Below are 16543 nucleotides of genomic sequence, written 5' to 3'. Positions count from 1 at the left end.
CTTGACGGGTCGAGTGGCATTCACCAGGGCAAACAGCCTGACCGACTTGCCGCGCCCGTCAAGGTGGCGCTCAAGCCCCGCAACAAAGTTGGCGGGGACCCTAAATGGAGTAATTGAAAGAGTTGTAGGCCAGGTCGCTCAGCACCTGGTCCAGCTGCTGGGCCGCCTGCCGCCCCGCCTCGTCCACCTTCACCACCTTGGCCGGGATGCCGGCGACGGTGGAATAGGGCTCCGTCGGCCGCAGCACCACGGAACCGGCTGCTACCCGGGTATAGGCGCCGATCTCGATATTGCCCAGGATCTTGGCGCCGGCGCCGATGATCGTGCCCTTGCGCACCTTGGGATGGCGGTCGGTCGTGTTCTTGCCTGTGCCGCCCAGAGTCACATCCTGCAGCAGCGACACGTCATCCTCGATCACCGCCGTCTCGCCTACCACCAGGCCTGTCGCGTGGTCGAGGAAGACGCCTTGGCCGATGGTGGCCGCCGGGTGGATGTCGGTCTGGAACACCTCGGATGACCGGCTCTGCAGGTACAGCGCGAAGTCCCGTGCCCCGTTGATCCACAGCCAGTGCGCCAACCGATGGGTCTGGATGGCGTGGAAGCCCTTGAAATAGAGGAAGGGCTCGATCAGTCGGTCGCAGGCCGGGTCACGGTCCAGCACGGCGGCGATGTCGGCGCGCAGGGCCGCCGCCAGGGCGGTGTCGTCGGCTGCCGCCTGGTTGAAGGTATCGACGATCAGCGGCTGGGACACCACGTCGTTCTTCAGGCGCGCCGCGATGCGGTGGAACAGCGCGGTCTCGAACGAGGATTGGTTGATGATGGAATCCAGGAACAGGGGCGCCAGCATGGGCGCGCCGGCCAGCGCGTCCTCCGCCTCGGTCCGGATGCGATCCCACAGACCGTCGCCGGTCAGCTGGGCTGCTGCTTTTTCACGGCGCACCAAAGCCAACCGTCCCCCAAGCACCGGCATCGCCATCCCTCCGCCCACGCGTCCATGCGCCAGCGAAGGCTGCGCCCGGAAGCTATAAAGCCCCCGCCGGGGCGTCAACAATTTGACAATGCTCAAGCGACCGTCGCGGTTCCTTGAGCCCGCCTCATGAAATGGAAACGGCCGCGACAGTAGCGCGGCCGTTTCTTGTGTAAAATGACGCGTGTCACATGCCGCTTAACGGCCCATGACCTGCACCAGCTCGGCCGGGGCCTTGGCGAAGGGTTCGCGTGCGCCGGCGGCCGTCAACTTGCCCGCCTTGTCGTCCCAGCGCAGGGTGGCCGTGGCACCGCCCTTGCCCTTCTCATAGTCCAGGCTTAGGCCATCGTCGTCGTATACGGTGAAGCTGGCGTCGCGGCCGGGATAGACCTTCAACGCCACGATCTTCTGCTTCTCCGCCGTGGACTGCACGGCGGATCCCATGGGCACGATGGAACCCGCGCGCACGAACAGGGGGATCTGGTCGATGGGGGACGCCACGGTCACCCACTGGCCGCCGGCCAGCTTCTCGTTGGTCCAGTAGTTATACCAGTCGGTCCCGGCCGGCAGGTAGACCTGCTTGCCCGTCTGGCCGGGCTCCGTCACCGGCGCCACCAGGAAGGCCGGGCCGAACATGTATTCCGTGCCGATGTTCGCCACCGCGGGGTCGTGGGGGAAGTCCATCCACAAGGCCCGCATGAAGGGCACGCCGGTATCGTAGGTGGCCTTGGCCTGGGCATAGAGGTAGGGTACCAGGGTATAGCGCAGCGTGTCGTAGCGGGCCATGATGGCCTCCGCCTCCGGACCGAAGGCCCAGATCTCCGTGTGCTTGCGGTCGCCGTGCAGGCGCAGGGTGGGCAGGAAGGTGCCGTACTGGAACCAGCGGACCATCAGTTCCGGATAGTCGTGGTTCTGGCCCACCGTCTCCTCCGCTCCCGCCGGGCTGACCAGGGGCGTGCCGGTATAGCTGGTGGTTTGCGGCAGGTACTGCCAGCCGCCGATGTCGTTGCCCCAATAGGCGATGCCCGAGGCCGTCATGTTCAGGCCGGTGGGGATCTGGCGGGCCAGCACCTCCCACTGCGGGCTGATGTCCGACGACCAGAACAGGGCGCCGGTGCGCTGGGCGCCCAGGTAGGCCGCGCGCGACAGGATCAGCGGCCGGCGGTTGGGCCGCCAGGCCCGCAGGCCCTGCGACGCCTCCTCCACATGCAGCAGTGGGAACAGGTTATGGTACCGGTCGCCGGAACCGATGGAATAGAAGAAGCCGTCCGGTACCAGGTCCGGCTCCGTCTCATCCAGCCAGGGATAGTCGAAGCCGTGACTCAGCACGTTGTCGCGGGCGTGTTCCCAGAACCACTTGCGGGCGGCGGGGTTGGTCACGTCGATCAGGCCGCCCGTGCGGTCAGAGCGGAAGGGCAGGCCGTCCACGCTCTTGCCGTCCTCGTCCTTCAGCAGATAGCCCTTGGCGTCCAGCTCATTGAAATAGCGGCCCGAGGTTTCGAAACGCGGCCAGATGGAGATGATGGACTGCATGCCCATGACGTGCAGGTCCTGGTTCATGGCGTCGGGGTTGGGGAATTCCGCCGGGTTGATGTCCAACTGGCCCATGCGGGTCCAGTAGAACCAGTCGATGACCATGATATCCAGCGGGTACTTCTTCTGCCGGTAGGTCTTGGCCACGCGCAGGATCTCATCCTGGCTGTCGTACCGCGCCTTGGACTGGATCAGGCCGAAGGCGGCCTTGGGTGGAATGGGCGTCTTGCCGGTCAGGCGGGCGTAGGCGCCGTAGATGTCGGCGGGCGTGTCGCCGGTGATGACGAAGAAGCTGACCCGCTCCCCCACGGTGGAGGTGAGGGAGGTGGCGCCGTTGATGCCGGCGTTCAACACCGTCTCCGCCGGGTTGTCCCAGACAATGGCATAGCCCTTGGAACTGACCAGCACCGGCACGCACACTGTTTCGCCGCCGGGCGCGTCATACCAATGCTTGCAGTCCAGGGTGCGGCCGCGCAGGTCCAACGGGCCGACCGACTGTTGGTTCTGCCCCATGCCGTAATAATGCTCGTCCGCCGGCGACTTGAAGCTGGCGCCGACCTGATAGGTCTTCTCTCCGGCCACAGTGTGGGGCGCCATGGACCAGCCGTCCATGCTCAGCACGACCTCACCGCGCGCGTTCTTCACCTGCAAGGTGACGGGCGGCAGCTGGGGCGCGAAGTACTTCTCCATGGTGGAGGGTACGCGCGGCGCCTTGGCGGCATCGACATGCAGGGTCAGCGCGCTGGAGGCGAAGCTGTCGCCGGCCTGGTCGCTGGTCCGGTGGAAGCCGCCATTGTCCACGGCGCCGGGCAGCAGGCCGTACCCGGGGCCCTTCAGCGCCTGGTCCTTCTCGGTGGCGATGGTGACGCGCACCACGTTGGCGCCATAGCCTTCCACCGAGACGTAGGCGCCGTAGCGGTCCAGCACCGCGATGGGGTCGGCCTTCGCCGTCGTCGCCAGGGCGGCCGTCAGGGCCAGGGCCGACACGAAACCCGCCAGGGCCGCCCGCAGGAACGGCTTCCTTTTTCTCGAACTCAGCATCTTGCGACCATCCCCTCCGGGTGCCGGGCGTGGTCCATCCCGAGGGGCGGCGGCCGGCTTTATTGGATATTAATAATACAAAACCCTTCTCGCACGTCGCGGCCTTGGCGCCAAGACGGGAAAATGCGCCCGGAACCGAATGCCACGTCCCGTTGAAATGGATTTCAGACGGTGATTTCGATGGGAATGCCGTCCGGGGCGCGCACCACCGCCTCATAGAACCCGTCGTCGGTATGGCTGGTGCTCACGCGTGCCCCGCCCGGGCGATGCGGCCGGCCAGCAGCGGCACGAAGGCCATCAGTAGGGCCAGCAGCCAAAAGGCCGTGGGCAGGCCGACGGCATGCGCGACGAAGCCGATGCCGGCCGGGCCGGCCAGGATGCCGGCATAGCCGGTGGTGGTCAGGGCGGCGACGGCCAGACCCACCGGCATCACGGTCTGGCTGCCCGCCAGGCGGAACAGCACCGGCACGATGTTGGAGGCGCCGAGGCCGATCAGCAGGAACCCGGCGGTGGCCACTGCCGCCGTGGGTGCCATCAGCAGCAGAGCCAGTCCCAAGATGGCGCCGGCACCGCCGCAGGCCAATATCCGGCGGTTGCCGAAGCGCGCAACGATGCGGTCGCCTGTCAGCCGGCCCACGGTCATCGCGATGGAAAACACCATGTAGCCGAAGCCGCCCTGCGCCGTGTCGGCCAGGCCGGCGCCAATGACCAGCAGGGCGCTCCAGTCCAGAATGGCGCCCTCGACCAGGAAGCAGATGGCCGCCAGCGCCGCCAGCAGCAGAACGATGCCGTGGGGTGCCACCAGGGGCGTGGGTTCGCCACGCGCCGGCAGCAGGCCGGGCTGGGCCAGCAGGACGGCCGCCAGCACTAACCCGGCGCTGAGCAGCGTGGCCACCAGGGGAGCCGTTCCCGTGGACAGCAACAGGGTCATGCCACCGGACCCCAGGAAGCCGCCGACGCTGAACATGGCATGGAAGCCGGACATCAACGGCTGGCCGGCACCCCGCTCCACCTCCACCGCATGGACGTTCATGGCCACGTCTATGGTGCCCAGCGCCGCGCCGAAGCCCAGCAGGGCGGCGGCCAAGGTGGGCACCTGGCCGGCCACGGACAGCAGCGGCAACAACAGGGCAAGGGCGGCGCCGCCAGCCAGGATCATGGGCTTGCTGCCCCAGCGGGCGCTGAGAAATCCGGTCAGCGGCATGGCCAGGATGGAGCCGATCCCCAGGCACAGCAGGATCAGGCCCAGTTGACCATCGTCGGTCCCGACACGGGCCTTGGCCAGCGGCACCAGCGGCGCCCAGCAGGCCATGGCGAACCCGGCGGCCAGGAAGGCGAGGCGTGTGGCCAGGCGGGCGCCGGCGGGAATGGAAAGGGGGCTCATGAACTTTCCCAGTCAAATAGAGGGTGGGGGCATCACCCCGCGGTCCCGGTCACGGGGCCGGCACCGGTGGCCGGCACATGGCTGTGAATCCCGCTTAATGGATTTATCGTTAAATCAGAAGCGTGATTTTGGTGCCCGTGAGGCTGGGCTAAACCGGTGCGTTTGGCGCCGTGCGGGAACTTTGCCCCCGCGCGGCCGGTTTTCCCGGCGGTGAAAACGGAGGGTCCCCTACGATGTCCAATACCCAGGAAACCACCGGCGACGGCACCCCGGCGGCGGAGCTCAACATCAGCCTGGAAAAGGTCTGCTTCATTATCGTCAAGGCGCGGGAATTCGACGTGAAAGTCGATCCGGTGGAACCGGACCCGGCATCCAACCCCGCCGATGACGGCGAGCGTGGCATCCTGGAGGATTACGACGACGACCCCACCCAGGCGGAACTGGTGGGGGCCATCACATCCCTGAACGAGGATGAGGTGGTGGACCTGATCACCCTGACCTGGATCGGGCGTGGCGACTACACCGCGGCCGAATGGAACGAGGCCCGCGCCCTGGCGTTCGAGCGGCACCGGGAAAGGTCCGCCCGCTACCTCATCGGCATCCCCACCCTGGGCGATTTCCTGGAGGAGGGCCTGGCCGCCCTGGGCTATTCCTGTGAGGAATTCGAGGTGAACCGCCTGTGACGGCGGCGAAAGGGGCATTCAAAAATCCCGGAACCGGGTCGGGGTTCAGGAATTGAGTGGTGGCCGGCAGCCCCCACCGACGCCGGCGCCATAAACACATCCCGCGTCCAATCCCCAGGAGGAACACCATGGGTTTGTTCACCAAGGACATTGAGACCATGAACGACCTGTTCGTTCATCAGCTGAAGGACATCTACTACGCGGAGAAGCGCATCCTGAAGGCGCTGCCCGACATGATCGAGAAGGCCACCAACCCGGAACTGAAGCAGGGCTTCCAGACCCACCTGCGGGAAACCGAGGGCCAGATCCAGCGGCTGGAGCAGGTGTTCCGCCAGCACGGCGTGGAGCCGGAAGCGGTGAAGTGCCCGGCCATCGACGGCATCATAGACGAGACCGACGACATCGCCGGCGACGTGGACGACAAGCAGGTGCTGGACGCCGCCTTGGTCGCCGCCGGCCAGGCGGTGGAGCATTACGAGATCTCGCGCTACGGCACGCTGGTGACCTGGGCCAAGCTGCTGGGCCGCGACGACTGCGCCGCCCTGCTGTACCAGAACCTGGAAGAGGAAAAGGCCACGGACGAGAAGCTGACCATGCTGGCCAAGTCGCACATCAACGCCATGGCGGCGGAATAAGCGACCCGGCGTCAGCCGGTCGTGGCCCGGGCGCCCCCCGTGGTGGGGTGCCCGTCCTCGGCCATCCCGTTCCCGGCTGGCCGCGCCCGTTTTGAGGCCGTCCCCCTCGCGCTTGCCCGGGGGGCGGCCTTTTTCGTCGGGAGTCCACCGGTCCCGTCGCGCTCCGTTTTGGTGCGCGCCATCTTGCGGTTGGCCAAGGCGTCGGCAAAGGCCTCGCCCCACGCCAGGGCCGACGTGTCCTTGATGACATCCCACAGGTCGCGCCAGCGCTCCCGCCGCTCCGCCAGCGGCATGGTCAGGGCCCGGCGCATGGCCTCCTCGATCTGGTCGGGGTCATAGGGGTTGACCTGCAGGGCGGCGTCCAGTTGGGTGGCGGCGCCGGCGAAGCGGGACAGGACCAGCACGCCCGGGTCGTCCGGGTCCTGCGCCGCCACGAACTCCTTGGCCACCAGGTTCATGCCGTCGCGCAAGGGGGTGACCAGTCCCACGCGGGCATGCCGCATATAGCTGGCGACGGTGTTGCGAGTGCTGCTTTGCGTCACCAGCTTCAGCGGTGTCCAGTCGGGTTCGGCATAGGCGCCGTTCGTGGCGCCGGCGATCTTTTCCAGGTCCCGCAACAGGCTGCGATAGGCCTGCACGCCTTCGCGTGACTTGGCGGCGATCTGGAGGAAGCTGACACGGCGATGCCATTTCGGCTCCGCCGCCAGGAACTGGCGGAAGGCGGTCAGGCGTTCCACCAGTCCCTTGCTGGGATCCAGCCGGTCCACCCCCAGCACCAGCGCGCGGTCGCGCAGATTGTGGGCCAGGTCCTGGGCCGGCCGCCGTTCCATGGCGGCCTCGGTCACGCGCGCGAATTCCCGCGCGTCGATCTCCACCGGGAAGACGCCCAAACGCACGGTGCGTTCGCCCAGCCTAAGCCCCAGCTTGCCCACCCGGCGGGCGCCGGCGTACCGCGCCGCCGTCTGGGCGAAATGCTCCGCGTCCGTCGCCGTCTGGAAGCCGATGAGGTCGGCGGCCAGCACGTCACGCACCAGCCCCAGCAGGCCTTCGGAAATGGCCGCGACCACCGGCGGCGGGAAGGGGATGTGCAGGAAGAAGCCGATGGGGTTGCCGACCTTCAGGTCCCGCAGCGCCGCCGGCACGGCCAGCAACTGGTAGTCCTGCACCCAGATCAGATCGTCCTTTCTCAGCAGTCCCTTCAACGCCGTGGCGAAACGGACGTTCACGGCGCGATAGGTTTCCAGCTCGTTCCGGTGGAAGCTCACCACCCCCGGCAGGATGTGCATCAGCGGCCACAGCACGCCGTTGGCGAAGCCGAGGTAGTATTTGCGATGCTCGCCCGGCGTCAGGTCGATCATGGCGCAGCTGATGCCCTGCCGGTCGACCACCCGCGGCTGGGAATCGGGATGGTCCGCCAACGCGTCGCTCCACCCGAACCACAGGCCCTTGTGCCGGCGTAACAGGCCCACCAGCGCCACGACCAGGCCACCGGCCTGCGGCGTGCCGGCGGCCGGAACCCGGTTGGAAACGATAACAAGGCGCTTCATGCGTGCCCCCTCGAATAATGTCCGCCCATGCAGGCAACATCCTCAGGCGCCGCCGGTTCCCGTCCGGAATGAAAAAATCTCTACGCTTCAATGGCTTCCAGGGTGGTTCTCCATCCCCACCACGCTGGCGCCCGGCGTGGGCAGGGCGTAGGCCATGATGTAATCGCCGTTGCGCGTGCGCAGCCCGCCGTGCCCGCCAGCGGCGATGACCACGTACTGCCGTCCGTCCTTGCCCTGATAGGTCATGGGGTTGGCCTGGCCGCCCGCCGGCAGGCGCGCCTTCCACAGCTCCCGCCCCGTATGCTCGTCGAAGGCGCGCAGGTACTGGTCGGCGGTGGCGCCGATGAAGATGACGCCGCTGGCCGTCACCAGGTTGCCGCCGATGTTGAAGATGCCGGTCGGCAGGGGCAGGTTCGTCCGCGTGTTGAACAGGTTGGTGTCCCGCGTGGTGCCCAGGGGGCGCTGCCAGACGACCGTGCGGCTCTGCAGGTCGATGGCCACCAGCTTCCCCCAGGGCGGAGCGTGGCAGGGGGCGCCGAACGCCCCCAGCCAGGGCTGGACCACGGCGGCATAGGGTGTGCCGTACTGCGGCCCGATGCTGAAGTCCTTGGGCTTGGGATAGGGTTCGCTCCATCCCTTCCACGGCTTGATCATGCCCTTCTTCATCGCCTCCTCGCGCGGCAGGATGTCGACGGTGAAGGGGATGTAGCTGGCGTTGGCGATCAGCAGGTGGCGGCTGGGGTCGATGCTGGCGCCGTGCCAGTCGACCACGCCGTCGAAGGCGGGATAGGCGATGGTCCCTCGGTCCAGCGTGGGCGGGGTATAAAGCCCATCATAGCGCCGGCGCTGGAAATCCAGCCGGCACAGCAATTGGTCGATGGGCGTGGCGCCCCAGGCGTCCGTGGCCCTCAACGGTGGCGGGGTCAGCGAGGGCATGCCGGTGGAAAAGGGCTGGGTGGGGGAGAGGCGCTCACCCGGCAGGCCCCGGCCGGGCACCGCCTTCTCCTCCACCCGCGCCAGCGGATGGCCGTCACGCCGGTCCAGCAGATACAGCTCCCCCATCTTGGTGGTCTGCACCAGGGCCGGGACGACGCCGTCGGGCGTCGATACCTCCACCAGCGAGGGGCCCACGGGCAGATCGAAATCCCAGACGTCATGGTGCACGGTCTGGAAGTGCCAGCGCTCCTGCCCCGTGGCGATATCCAGCGCCACCAGGGCGCTGGAATAGGCGTCGTCGAAGGGGCGGCGGTCGGCGCCGTAATAGTCCGGCGTGGCGTTGCCCAGGGGAATGTAGACCAGGCCCAGCGCCGGGTCGGCGGTGTAGGTGCCCCAGCCGTTGGGCGTGCCGCGGGTATACACCTCACCCGGCTTCAGCGGCGCCGTGGGGTCGGGCCGGCCCATGTCCCAGGCCCAGGCCAGCGCGCCGCTGACGGGATCATAGGCGCGCACCACGCCCGAGGGTTCGCCCTTGGACTGGTTGTCGTAGATCCAGCCACCCAGGATGACGCGATTGTTCACCACCAGCGGCTGCGAGGTGATGAAGTGGAAGCCGGGCGGCACCGGGCCCATGGCGTCTGTCAGGCTGACGTAGCCGTTGCTGCCGAAATCGGGGCAAGGCTGTCCCGTGTCGGCATCCAGGGCCATCAGGCGGGCGTCCGCCGTGGTGGCGATGATGCGCCGGGGGCAGGCGGCGGCCATGGGGTTGGCCGGGGGGCCAAGGGGCGTGGGGGCAGCCTCGGCCGGCTTCTCGTAATAGGCCACGCCCCGGCAGGCCAGGTACTCGTTGGCCGAGGTGTCGTTGTGGGGATCGTATTTCCACTTCACGGTACCGGCAGTGGCGTCCAGGGCGATGACCTGACGGTGCGGCGTGCAGAAATAAAGGGTGTCGTTCACCTTGATGGGCGTCGCCTCGAAATTGAATTCCCGCCCGTCCTGGTTCTCGAAGTCGCTGGGCATGTCGCCGGTGCGGTAGTACCAGGCCAAGTCCAGCTGGTTCACATTGTCCGGTCGGATTTGGCTCAAGGGGGAAAAGCGGTCGCCATCGGCGGTGCGGCCGTAATACTGCCAGCCGCCCTCGGGCACCGGCGGGTTGGGCGCCGGTTCCGTGACGGGCTTGCCGCCCACCAGAGGGCCGCCGTCCACCGTGCGGATGGCCGAGACGCGGTAGCCCAGCACCAGGATCGCCAGTACCGCCAGGGCGTAGACTCCCACGCCCAGCCAGGGCCGGTAGGTCAGGGGCCGGGGCTGGACGCTGTGCGTGGCTAGGGGATCGTCCTCCGGCGGCCCTGCCGGGCGCGGCGCGCCATGCAGGGGACGCACCACCCACGGCAGGCTGAGCCAGACGCCCAGCAAGGCCGGCGTCAGCAGGCGGGGAACGAGCTGCCAGCCGTCCAGTCCCACCTCCCAGTAGGCCCAAAGCGCCGTTGCCAGGAACAGCAGGGCGTACAGCCATAAGGCCTCCCACCGGCCCAGGCCCAGCAACACGCCCACCGCAACCAGCGTCAGGCCGGCCAGGAGGTAGTACCAGCTGCCACCTGCCACCACCAGCCAGCCACCGGGGATCGCCAGCGCCAGCCCGAGAAGGATGACGACGACGCCCGTCAGCCCGGGCCAGGACAGCCAGGCGGAGAAGCGGCGGAGTTTCAGGGGCGCAGGCATGGGTTCCACCTCCGTTCATCACCGGGAAACGCCGCAGCCCGAGCCTGGTTCCGCCTCAGTAATCCGGCGGGTCGGGCAACTGCGCCGGATCCACCGGCTGCCAGCCCAGGCCCAGGCTTTTCTGCAAGGCGATGTAGTCGTCGCTGGTCTGCGCCTGGGCCTGGGCCAGGCTCTGCTCCACCTGCAAACGTTGGCGCTCGGCGTCCAGCGCTTCCAGCGCGGTGGCGGTGCCGCCGCGATAGCGGGCGTCGGCCAGGCGCTGGGCGCGGGTGGCCACGTCCAGCGCGCCCGCCAGCTGGAAGGTGGCCGCACGCTGGTGGCCGTAGCGCGACAGGCCGCTCTCCGCGTCCTGCAGGGCCTGCAGCACGGTGTTCTGGTACTGGGCCAGGCTTTCCTGGTTGGCGGCGCTGGCCTGGCGGATCTGGGCGCGCACCCGGCCCCAGTCCAGCACGTTCCAGCTCAGCATGGGCGCGCCGATCATGCTGAGGCTGCTGCTGCGCAACAGGGTGTCCACCTTGTTGGAACCGAAGCCGATGCTGCCGAACAGGCTGACATTCGGAAACAGCTGGGCCACGGCGTGGCCGATCTCCGCATTGCTGGCGGCCAGCTGGCGTTCGGCGGCGCGGATGTCCGGCCGGCGCCGCAGCAGGGCGGCCGGGTCGGCCACGGGCACCACCGTCGGCGGCAAGGGCAGGGGGCGGATGGGTGTCAGCTCGGCGTCCATGGTGCCGGGCTCCTGTCCCGCCAGCAGGGCCAGCTGGTCCATGGCCTGTTCCACCTGGCCCTCCAGCGGCGGAATCTGGGCGTCGGTCTGCCGGGCCTGGGTCTCCATCCGGGCCACGTCGGCGTCCGTGGCGGTACCCAGGCGGCGCTTGTCCACCGTCAGGTCCAGCATGCGGTGCTCGGCCGCCGCCGACGCGCGGGTCAGGTCCAGCCGGTGTTGGGCATCGCGCAGGCCCACATAGGCCTGGCCCACCTCCGCCGCCAACTGCACCTGGGCGTCCTCGACCTGGGCGGCGGCCGCGTCGGTCTGGGCCGCCGCCGCTTCGATCTCCCGCCGCGTGCCGCCGAACAGGTCCAGTTCCCAGCGCGCGTCGAAGCCCAGGTTGTACAGCTCGGTGGTCACATGGTTGGGGATGTCCACACGCGGCGGCGTGCCGCCGGGGAAAAGGCTGGGATTGGTGATGGCCTCGCGTGCCAGGGCGGCATTGATCTGATTGTCGGCGGTGGACAGCGCGCCGGTGGGGATGCGGGCCTTGGCCGCCAGGGCGGTGGCGTTCCCCTGGGGGAATAGGGCGGCACGCTGCTGCGCCACCAGGGCGCGGGCCTCCAGCACGCGGGCCTGCGCCGCCTTCAGCGTCGGGCTGGCGGCCAGGGCCAGGTCCACCAGGTGGACCAGCTCCGGATCGCCCATGCCGTCCCACCAGCGCGCCGGCGGGGTGGCGGCATCCACCGGCGCGCTCGCGGCGCGGCGGAACTGGCCGGCGGCTTCGGACCAGGGCGCCACGTCGGGCGGGCCCTTGTAGTCGGGTCCCACCGTGCAGGCGGCCAATAACGAGAGCAGGGGCGGAAGCAGGGCCGGGCGCCGCATCGTCAATGCCCCCCGCCGGGCGCGCCGCCCTTGGGCAGCGGCCGCATCATGAGCACCAGGGGGATGGAGCCGAACAGGATCATGCCGAACAGCCAGAAAAGGTCGCTGAAGGTCAGGACGTTGGCCTGGTGGGCCACCTGCTGGCTGAACACCGCCAGACCGCGCAGCCGCCCGCCCTCCGGATCGCCGTTGGCGAAGGCCTGGGTCAGCTGGGCGACGTAGGCCTGCCCCTCGGGCGAGTTGTAGGTGACGCTTTCGCCGATGCGGTTGATGTGCAGCGTGTCGCGCTGGTCCAGCAGGGTGGAGATGACGGCCAGGCCGAAGGAGCCGCCCAGGTTGCGGGCGGCGTTGAACAGGCAGGACGCATCCTCCGCATGGTCCTTGCCGGCCGACGCGGTCGCCGCCTGGTTCAGGAACAGCATGGAGAAGAACTGGCCCACGCCGCGCAGCAGTTGCGGCATCACCAGCTCCGGCCCGGCGATGTCGGGCGTCAGGTGGCTGTTCAGCATGCAGCTGATGCCGTAGAAGCCCAGGCCCATGGCGACGGCCAGGCGCACGTCGATGCGGCGCACGGCAACAGGGAAGAAGGGCATGAGCATCAGGGTGGGCACGCCGCTGATCATGGCGATATACCCCGACTGTTCGGGGTTATAGCCCTGCACATTGGCCAGGTACTGCGGGATCAGGTACAGCAGGCCATACAGCGCCCCACCCACCACCAGGCTCATGACGAAGACGGCGGCGAAGCTGTGATTGCTGACCAGGATGCTGAGGCGGATGACCGGCCGGCGGGCCACGAACTGCCCCGCGATCAACAGCACGAAGCCGACGATGGAGACGCCGGCCAGGGTGTTGATCATGTCGGATTCGAACCACCGCTCCCGCTGGCCCTCCTCCAGAAGGGTGGTCAGGCAGCCCAGGCCCAGCATCAGCCCCAGGATTCCCAGCCAATCGGCGTCGGCCAACTGGCCCCAATCACCCTTTTCCGAAGGCAGCCCCAACGTCAGCAGGCCCAGCAGCGTGAGGCCGATGGGCAGGTTCAGGAAAAAGGCGTAGTGCCAGCTGACATTCTCCGCCAGATAGCCGCCGATGGCCGGCCCCAGCACGGGCCCCAGCACGGCGGTGGCGCCGAACATGGCGATGCCCACCGGCTGCTGGCTGGGCGGAAGGCGGGTGGAGACGATGGTCATGGCGGTGGGGATCATGGCGCCGCCGGTCATGCCCTGGCCCACGCGACCGATGATCATCTGCACCAGGTTGTTGGAGACGCCGCAGGCCATGGACGACAGGACGAAACCGGCGGTGACGATCAACAGGAAGGTGCGCAGGCCCAGCAGGCGAACGAACCAGCCGGCCAGGGCGATCATGATGATCTCCGCCACCAGGTAGGCGGTGGAGATCCAGGTGCCTTCGCTGCCGCTGGCGCCCACCTCTCCCTGGATCAGGGGCAGGGCGGCGTTGACGATGGAAACGTCCAGCGTGGCCATCAGGGCGCCGATGGTGCCGGCCGCCACGGCCAGCCAGGCACCGCTGTCGGCCTTCGACGCATTCCCCTTCGGGTCCGCAGTCGCGGCGGCGGCGCTCATTTCCCGGCCCCGTTCTGCGGCTGGTTGGTCTTCTCCGCCTCCCGGTTGCGCTGGACGGCGTCGTCATGCTCGCGCTGTCGGCGCTCCTCCGTGCGCTTGGCCTCTTCCTTGATACGGCGCTGCTCCTCCTTGGCGCCGATGGTATCGATGGTGACGATGACCGACAGCCCCGGCACCAGCACCTTGCGCGCCTCCGGCCCCGCCTCGATGCGGATGCGCACCGGCACGCGCTGCACGATCTTGGTGAAGTTGCCGGTGGCGTTCTGCGGCGGCAGCAGGGCGAACTGGGCGCCGGTGCCGGGGGCGAAGCTGTCCACGGTGCCGTGGAACTCCCCGCCGCTGACGGCATCGATGGTGAAGGTGGCCGGCTGCCCGATGCGCATCAGGCCGATCTGCGTCTCCTTGTAGTTGGCGACCAGGTAGACCCCCTCCAGCGGCACGATGGACATCAGCCGCGTGCCCGTCTGCACGTACTGGCCGACGCGCACGGTGCGGTCGCCCACCCGGCCCCTGATGCTGCTGCGCACCAGGGTGCTGCGCAAATCCACGTCCGCCTGGTCCACCTGGGCCTGGGCTTGCTCCACCTGGGCCTGGGCGCTCTGGATCTGGGCGTTCAGCACATCAATCTGGCGCCGCGCGCTTTCCACCTGCGCCTCATCGGCGGCGGCCTCGGCCCTGGCCTGGTCCCGGGTCTGGCGCATCTGGTCCAACTGCTCCGCCGTCTGGGCGCCGCTGGCGGCCAGGGGGGTGTAGCGGTCGACCTGACGCTGGGCATAGAGCGCGGTGCTGCGGGCGCCGGCCAGCTGGGCTTGGGCGCGGACGATCTCCGCCTCCTGCCGGCGGATCTGGGCCTGGTATTCCACGATGGCGGCCTTGCCCTGGGCCACCTGGGCCACGGCCTGGTCATGCCGCGCCTTGGTCTCACGCTCATCGATCTTCACCAGGGGCTGGCCGGGCTCCACCAACTGGTTGTCCTCGACCAGCACCTGCTCGACATAACCGCCCACCTTGGGCGCCACGGTCACCATGTCGGCCTGCAGATAGGCGTCGTTGGTCTCCTGCTCGTACTGGCCGGTGGTCCAGTAGTAGATGCCCCAGGCGATGAGGGCCGCGACGATGACCACGGCCGCGATGATCAGGCCGATGCGCACCCGCGGGTTGGCGAGGGGGGAGGGTTTTTTCTCCTCCTTGCCGTCTTCGTCACCGTTCTCGGTCCGCTTCTTGTCGCCCTGTCGCTTGTCGTCGCCCTGATGACGATCGCCCTGGGGCTGGTGGTCCTTGCGTGGCGTCTCGTCATCGCTCATAGGGCAGGCCTGCTCAGGGAAGGGGCGGCTGGGTGAACGGCCGCTGTAAACGGACAGGCCTGTCCAGATGTTCCGTGACAATCGCCGTGGCGGAAAATTTTTGAGGCGGCGCAACCCGATACGCCATCGCGGCGTTCCGGTTGAAGAAATCTCCCCAGGGAAGGAGCGGCCCCGTGCGTCGCGATGCGCAGGACCGTCGGGAACGGCTGATCACGGCGGCGGCGGCGCTGTTCCAGTGCCACGGCTATCATGTCGCGCTGGAGGCCATTGCGGCGGAGGCCGGGGTGGGCCGCGCCACGCTCTACCGCAACTTCGCCGACCGCCGCGCGCTGGCCCTGGCGGTGTTCGAGCGGCAATTGACGGCCTTGGCCCAGGATTGGGCGGGCACCGGCGGCGACCCGGCCGCCTTCTATCCCTTCCTGTGCCGCATCGCCCGCCAGGCCGTGCTGCACGGCCCGCTGATCGCCAGCCTGGAGGCGGAGGAGGACGGGCCCGCCCTCATCCAGGGGCTACACCGGCTGCTTGACGCCGTGCTGGCCCCGCCGCTGGCCTCGGCGCAGGGGGCCGGCCTGGTGCGCGCGGACCTCACGGTGGCGGAGTTGCACCGCGCGGCCAAGATGCTGGTGGGCGTCGCCGACCGCCTGGCGGTGGAGGCACAGGAGCAAGCCTTGGCCGAGGCCTTGGCCCTGCTGGTCGAGGGCTTGCGGCCGCGATAGGGGTGTCAGCCCACCAGTCAGCCCGCCAGGAAGGGGCGCGTGATCGCCATGAACGTGTCAAGGCGGTCGTGATGCGGCCAATGGCCGGCATCCGCGATCATGGCCGTCCGGCCCTGCGGGAATAGGGCGGCGGCACCGTTGGCCACCGGATCCTCCACCCAGCTTTTCCCGCCGTTGATCAGTAGGGTGGGGCAGCTGACCGCCGACCAAAGGTCCCGCAGCTCATCCAGGCTGATGCGGAAGGGATAGGCGGTGCGGATGTAATTGTCGAACTTCCAGCTGTAGGTGCCGTCCTCGTTCTGGTGCAGGCCGTGGACCGTCAGGTGGTGCGCCTGGTCGGTCGATAGGAAGCCGTTCTCCGCCTGCATGCGGGCCACGGCTTCCTCCAGCGTCTGGTATTTGCGCGGGCCCCGGGCCGACAGCTCGTGCACCTTGTCCACCCAGGCGCGGAAACGGTCGGCCAAGGGCTTTTGCGTCCGCAGCTCCTGCCAGGGCCAGGTGCCCTCCACCACCGCCAGCCGCTCCACCAGCTCGGGGTACAGGCTGGCCAGGAACAGGGCCGCCGCGCCGCCATAGGAATGGCCCATGACAACCACCTTGCGGCCGGCGCGCTGGCGCAGCAGCTGCACCAGGTCGGCCACCACCTCCGCCAGGGTATAGGCGCCCCCTTGGGTCCAGGCGGAGTCGCCATGGCCGCGCAGGTCGGGCGCCAGGATGTGGAAGTCGCGTGCCAAATCCTGCGCCACCCAGTCCCAGCTGCGGCAATGGTCGCGGCCGCCGTGGACCAGCAGCAGGGTGGGCTTGTCCTCCCGGCCCCACTCGACATAGTGCAGGCGCAGGCGGTCGGAGAAATAGAAGCGAGAGACGGGCCCGTTCATCGGCGTTATCCCTGTAACGT

Annotated in this window: 12 protein-coding genes; 3 read left to right on the top strand and 9 right to left on the bottom strand. The window is 68.5% G+C overall.

Annotated features, from left to right (window positions below):
* Positions 1-100: 100 nt before the first annotated feature.
* From cysE to FBZ89_RS23755, 3 genes are all read right to left on the bottom strand, one after another.
* Complete coding sequence (gene cysE / locus FBZ89_RS23765) at positions 101-940, bottom strand: serine O-acetyltransferase (protein ID WP_246172502.1); 840 nt, start codon at positions 938-940, stop codon at positions 101-103.
* A gap of 225 nt (positions 941-1165) precedes the next feature.
* On the bottom strand, positions 1166-3541 hold the full coding sequence (locus tag FBZ89_RS23760) for a glycoside hydrolase family 31 protein (RefSeq protein ID WP_145752768.1): 2376 nt from the start codon (positions 3539-3541) through the stop codon (positions 1166-1168).
* A gap of 244 nt (positions 3542-3785) precedes the next feature.
* Positions 3786-4925 (bottom strand): MFS transporter, encoded by a 1140-nt coding sequence (locus tag FBZ89_RS23755; protein WP_145752766.1) that lies wholly within the window; start codon positions 4923-4925, stop codon positions 3786-3788.
* Between the two features lie 233 nt (positions 4926-5158).
* On the opposite strand from FBZ89_RS23755, the gene FBZ89_RS23750 reads away from it, so the two are divergent.
* Positions 5159-5608 carry a DUF3775 domain-containing protein gene (locus FBZ89_RS23750; protein ID WP_145752764.1) on the top strand — a complete coding sequence of 150 codons (450 nt, stop codon included), beginning with the start codon at positions 5159-5161 and terminating at the stop codon, positions 5606-5608.
* Between the two features lie 128 nt (positions 5609-5736).
* A complete protein-coding gene (locus FBZ89_RS23745) occupies positions 5737-6243 on the top strand; it encodes a YciE/YciF ferroxidase family protein (protein WP_145752763.1) in 507 nt (168 codons plus the stop codon).
* Between the two features lie 11 nt (positions 6244-6254).
* Here FBZ89_RS23745 and FBZ89_RS23740 read toward each other — a convergent pair whose 3' ends face one another.
* From FBZ89_RS23740 to FBZ89_RS23720, 5 genes are all read right to left on the bottom strand, one after another.
* Complete coding sequence (locus FBZ89_RS23740; RefSeq protein ID WP_145752762.1) at positions 6255-7790, bottom strand: alpha,alpha-trehalose-phosphate synthase (UDP-forming); 1536 nt, start codon at positions 7788-7790, stop codon at positions 6255-6257.
* An 87-nt stretch (positions 7791-7877) separates the two neighbouring features.
* Positions 7878-10448 carry a membrane-bound PQQ-dependent dehydrogenase, glucose/quinate/shikimate family gene (locus FBZ89_RS23735; protein ID WP_186457534.1) on the bottom strand — a complete coding sequence of 857 codons (2571 nt, stop codon included), beginning with the start codon at positions 10446-10448 and terminating at the stop codon, positions 7878-7880.
* Between the two features lie 55 nt (positions 10449-10503).
* Positions 10504-12039 carry an efflux transporter outer membrane subunit gene (locus tag FBZ89_RS23730; protein WP_145752759.1) on the bottom strand — a complete coding sequence of 512 codons (1536 nt, stop codon included), beginning with the start codon at positions 12037-12039 and terminating at the stop codon, positions 10504-10506.
* 2 nt (positions 12040-12041) lie between these two features.
* Entirely contained in the window at positions 12042-13625 is a 1584-nt protein-coding gene (locus FBZ89_RS23725; protein ID WP_145752757.1) for an MDR family MFS transporter, read from the bottom strand.
* Positions 13622-14929, bottom strand: coding sequence for an HlyD family secretion protein (locus tag FBZ89_RS23720; protein ID WP_145752755.1), 1308 nt, complete (start codon positions 14927-14929; stop codon positions 13622-13624). The genes FBZ89_RS23725 and FBZ89_RS23720 overlap by 4 nt, the downstream gene beginning before the upstream one ends.
* Positions 14930-15102: 173 nt before the next feature.
* On the opposite strand from FBZ89_RS23720, the gene FBZ89_RS23715 reads away from it, so the two are divergent.
* Positions 15103-15645 carry a TetR/AcrR family transcriptional regulator gene (locus FBZ89_RS23715; RefSeq protein ID WP_145752753.1) on the top strand — a complete coding sequence of 181 codons (543 nt, stop codon included), beginning with the start codon at positions 15103-15105 and terminating at the stop codon, positions 15643-15645.
* A gap of 17 nt (positions 15646-15662) precedes the next feature.
* Here the strand turns inward: FBZ89_RS23715 and FBZ89_RS23710 are convergent, their stop codons facing one another.
* On the bottom strand, positions 15663-16523 hold the full coding sequence (locus FBZ89_RS23710; RefSeq protein WP_145752751.1) for an alpha/beta fold hydrolase: 861 nt from the start codon (positions 16521-16523) through the stop codon (positions 15663-15665).
* Positions 16524-16543 lie beyond the last annotated feature (20 nt).

Origin of the sequence: Nitrospirillum amazonense, assembly GCF_007828045.1 — a bacterium.
Taxonomy (GTDB): Bacteria; Pseudomonadota; Alphaproteobacteria; order Azospirillales; family Azospirillaceae; genus Nitrospirillum; species Nitrospirillum amazonense_C.
The sequence above is the reverse complement of the archived record's forward strand: the minus strand, read 5'-3'. Positions and strand labels throughout refer to the sequence as shown.

Coding starts and splice junctions, on each gene's coding strand:
- FBZ89_RS23710 (WP_145752751.1), bottom strand. CDS start 16,523: ATGAACGGGCCCGTCTCTCGCTTCTATTTCTCCGACCGCCTGCGCCTG.
- FBZ89_RS23745 (WP_145752763.1), top strand. CDS start 5,737: ATGGGTTTGTTCACCAAGGACATTGAGACCATGAACGACCTGTTCGTT.
- FBZ89_RS23740 (WP_145752762.1), bottom strand. CDS start 7,790: ATGAAGCGCCTTGTTATCGTTTCCAACCGGGTTCCGGCCGCCGGCACG.
- FBZ89_RS23725 (WP_145752757.1), bottom strand. CDS start 13,625: ATGAGCGCCGCCGCCGCGACTGCGGACCCGAAGGGGAATGCGTCGAAG.
- FBZ89_RS23735 (WP_186457534.1), bottom strand. CDS start 10,448: ATGCCTGCGCCCCTGAAACTCCGCCGCTTCTCCGCCTGGCTGTCCTGG.
- FBZ89_RS23760 (WP_145752768.1), bottom strand. CDS start 3,541: ATGCTGAGTTCGAGAAAAAGGAAGCCGTTCCTGCGGGCGGCCCTGGCG.
- FBZ89_RS23730 (WP_145752759.1), bottom strand. CDS start 12,039: ATGCGGCGCCCGGCCCTGCTTCCGCCCCTGCTCTCGTTATTGGCCGCC.
- FBZ89_RS23720 (WP_145752755.1), bottom strand. CDS start 14,929: ATGAGCGATGACGAGACGCCACGCAAGGACCACCAGCCCCAGGGCGAT.
- FBZ89_RS23755 (WP_145752766.1), bottom strand. CDS start 4,925: ATGAGCCCCCTTTCCATTCCCGCCGGCGCCCGCCTGGCCACACGCCTC.
- FBZ89_RS23750 (WP_145752764.1), top strand. CDS start 5,159: ATGTCCAATACCCAGGAAACCACCGGCGACGGCACCCCGGCGGCGGAG.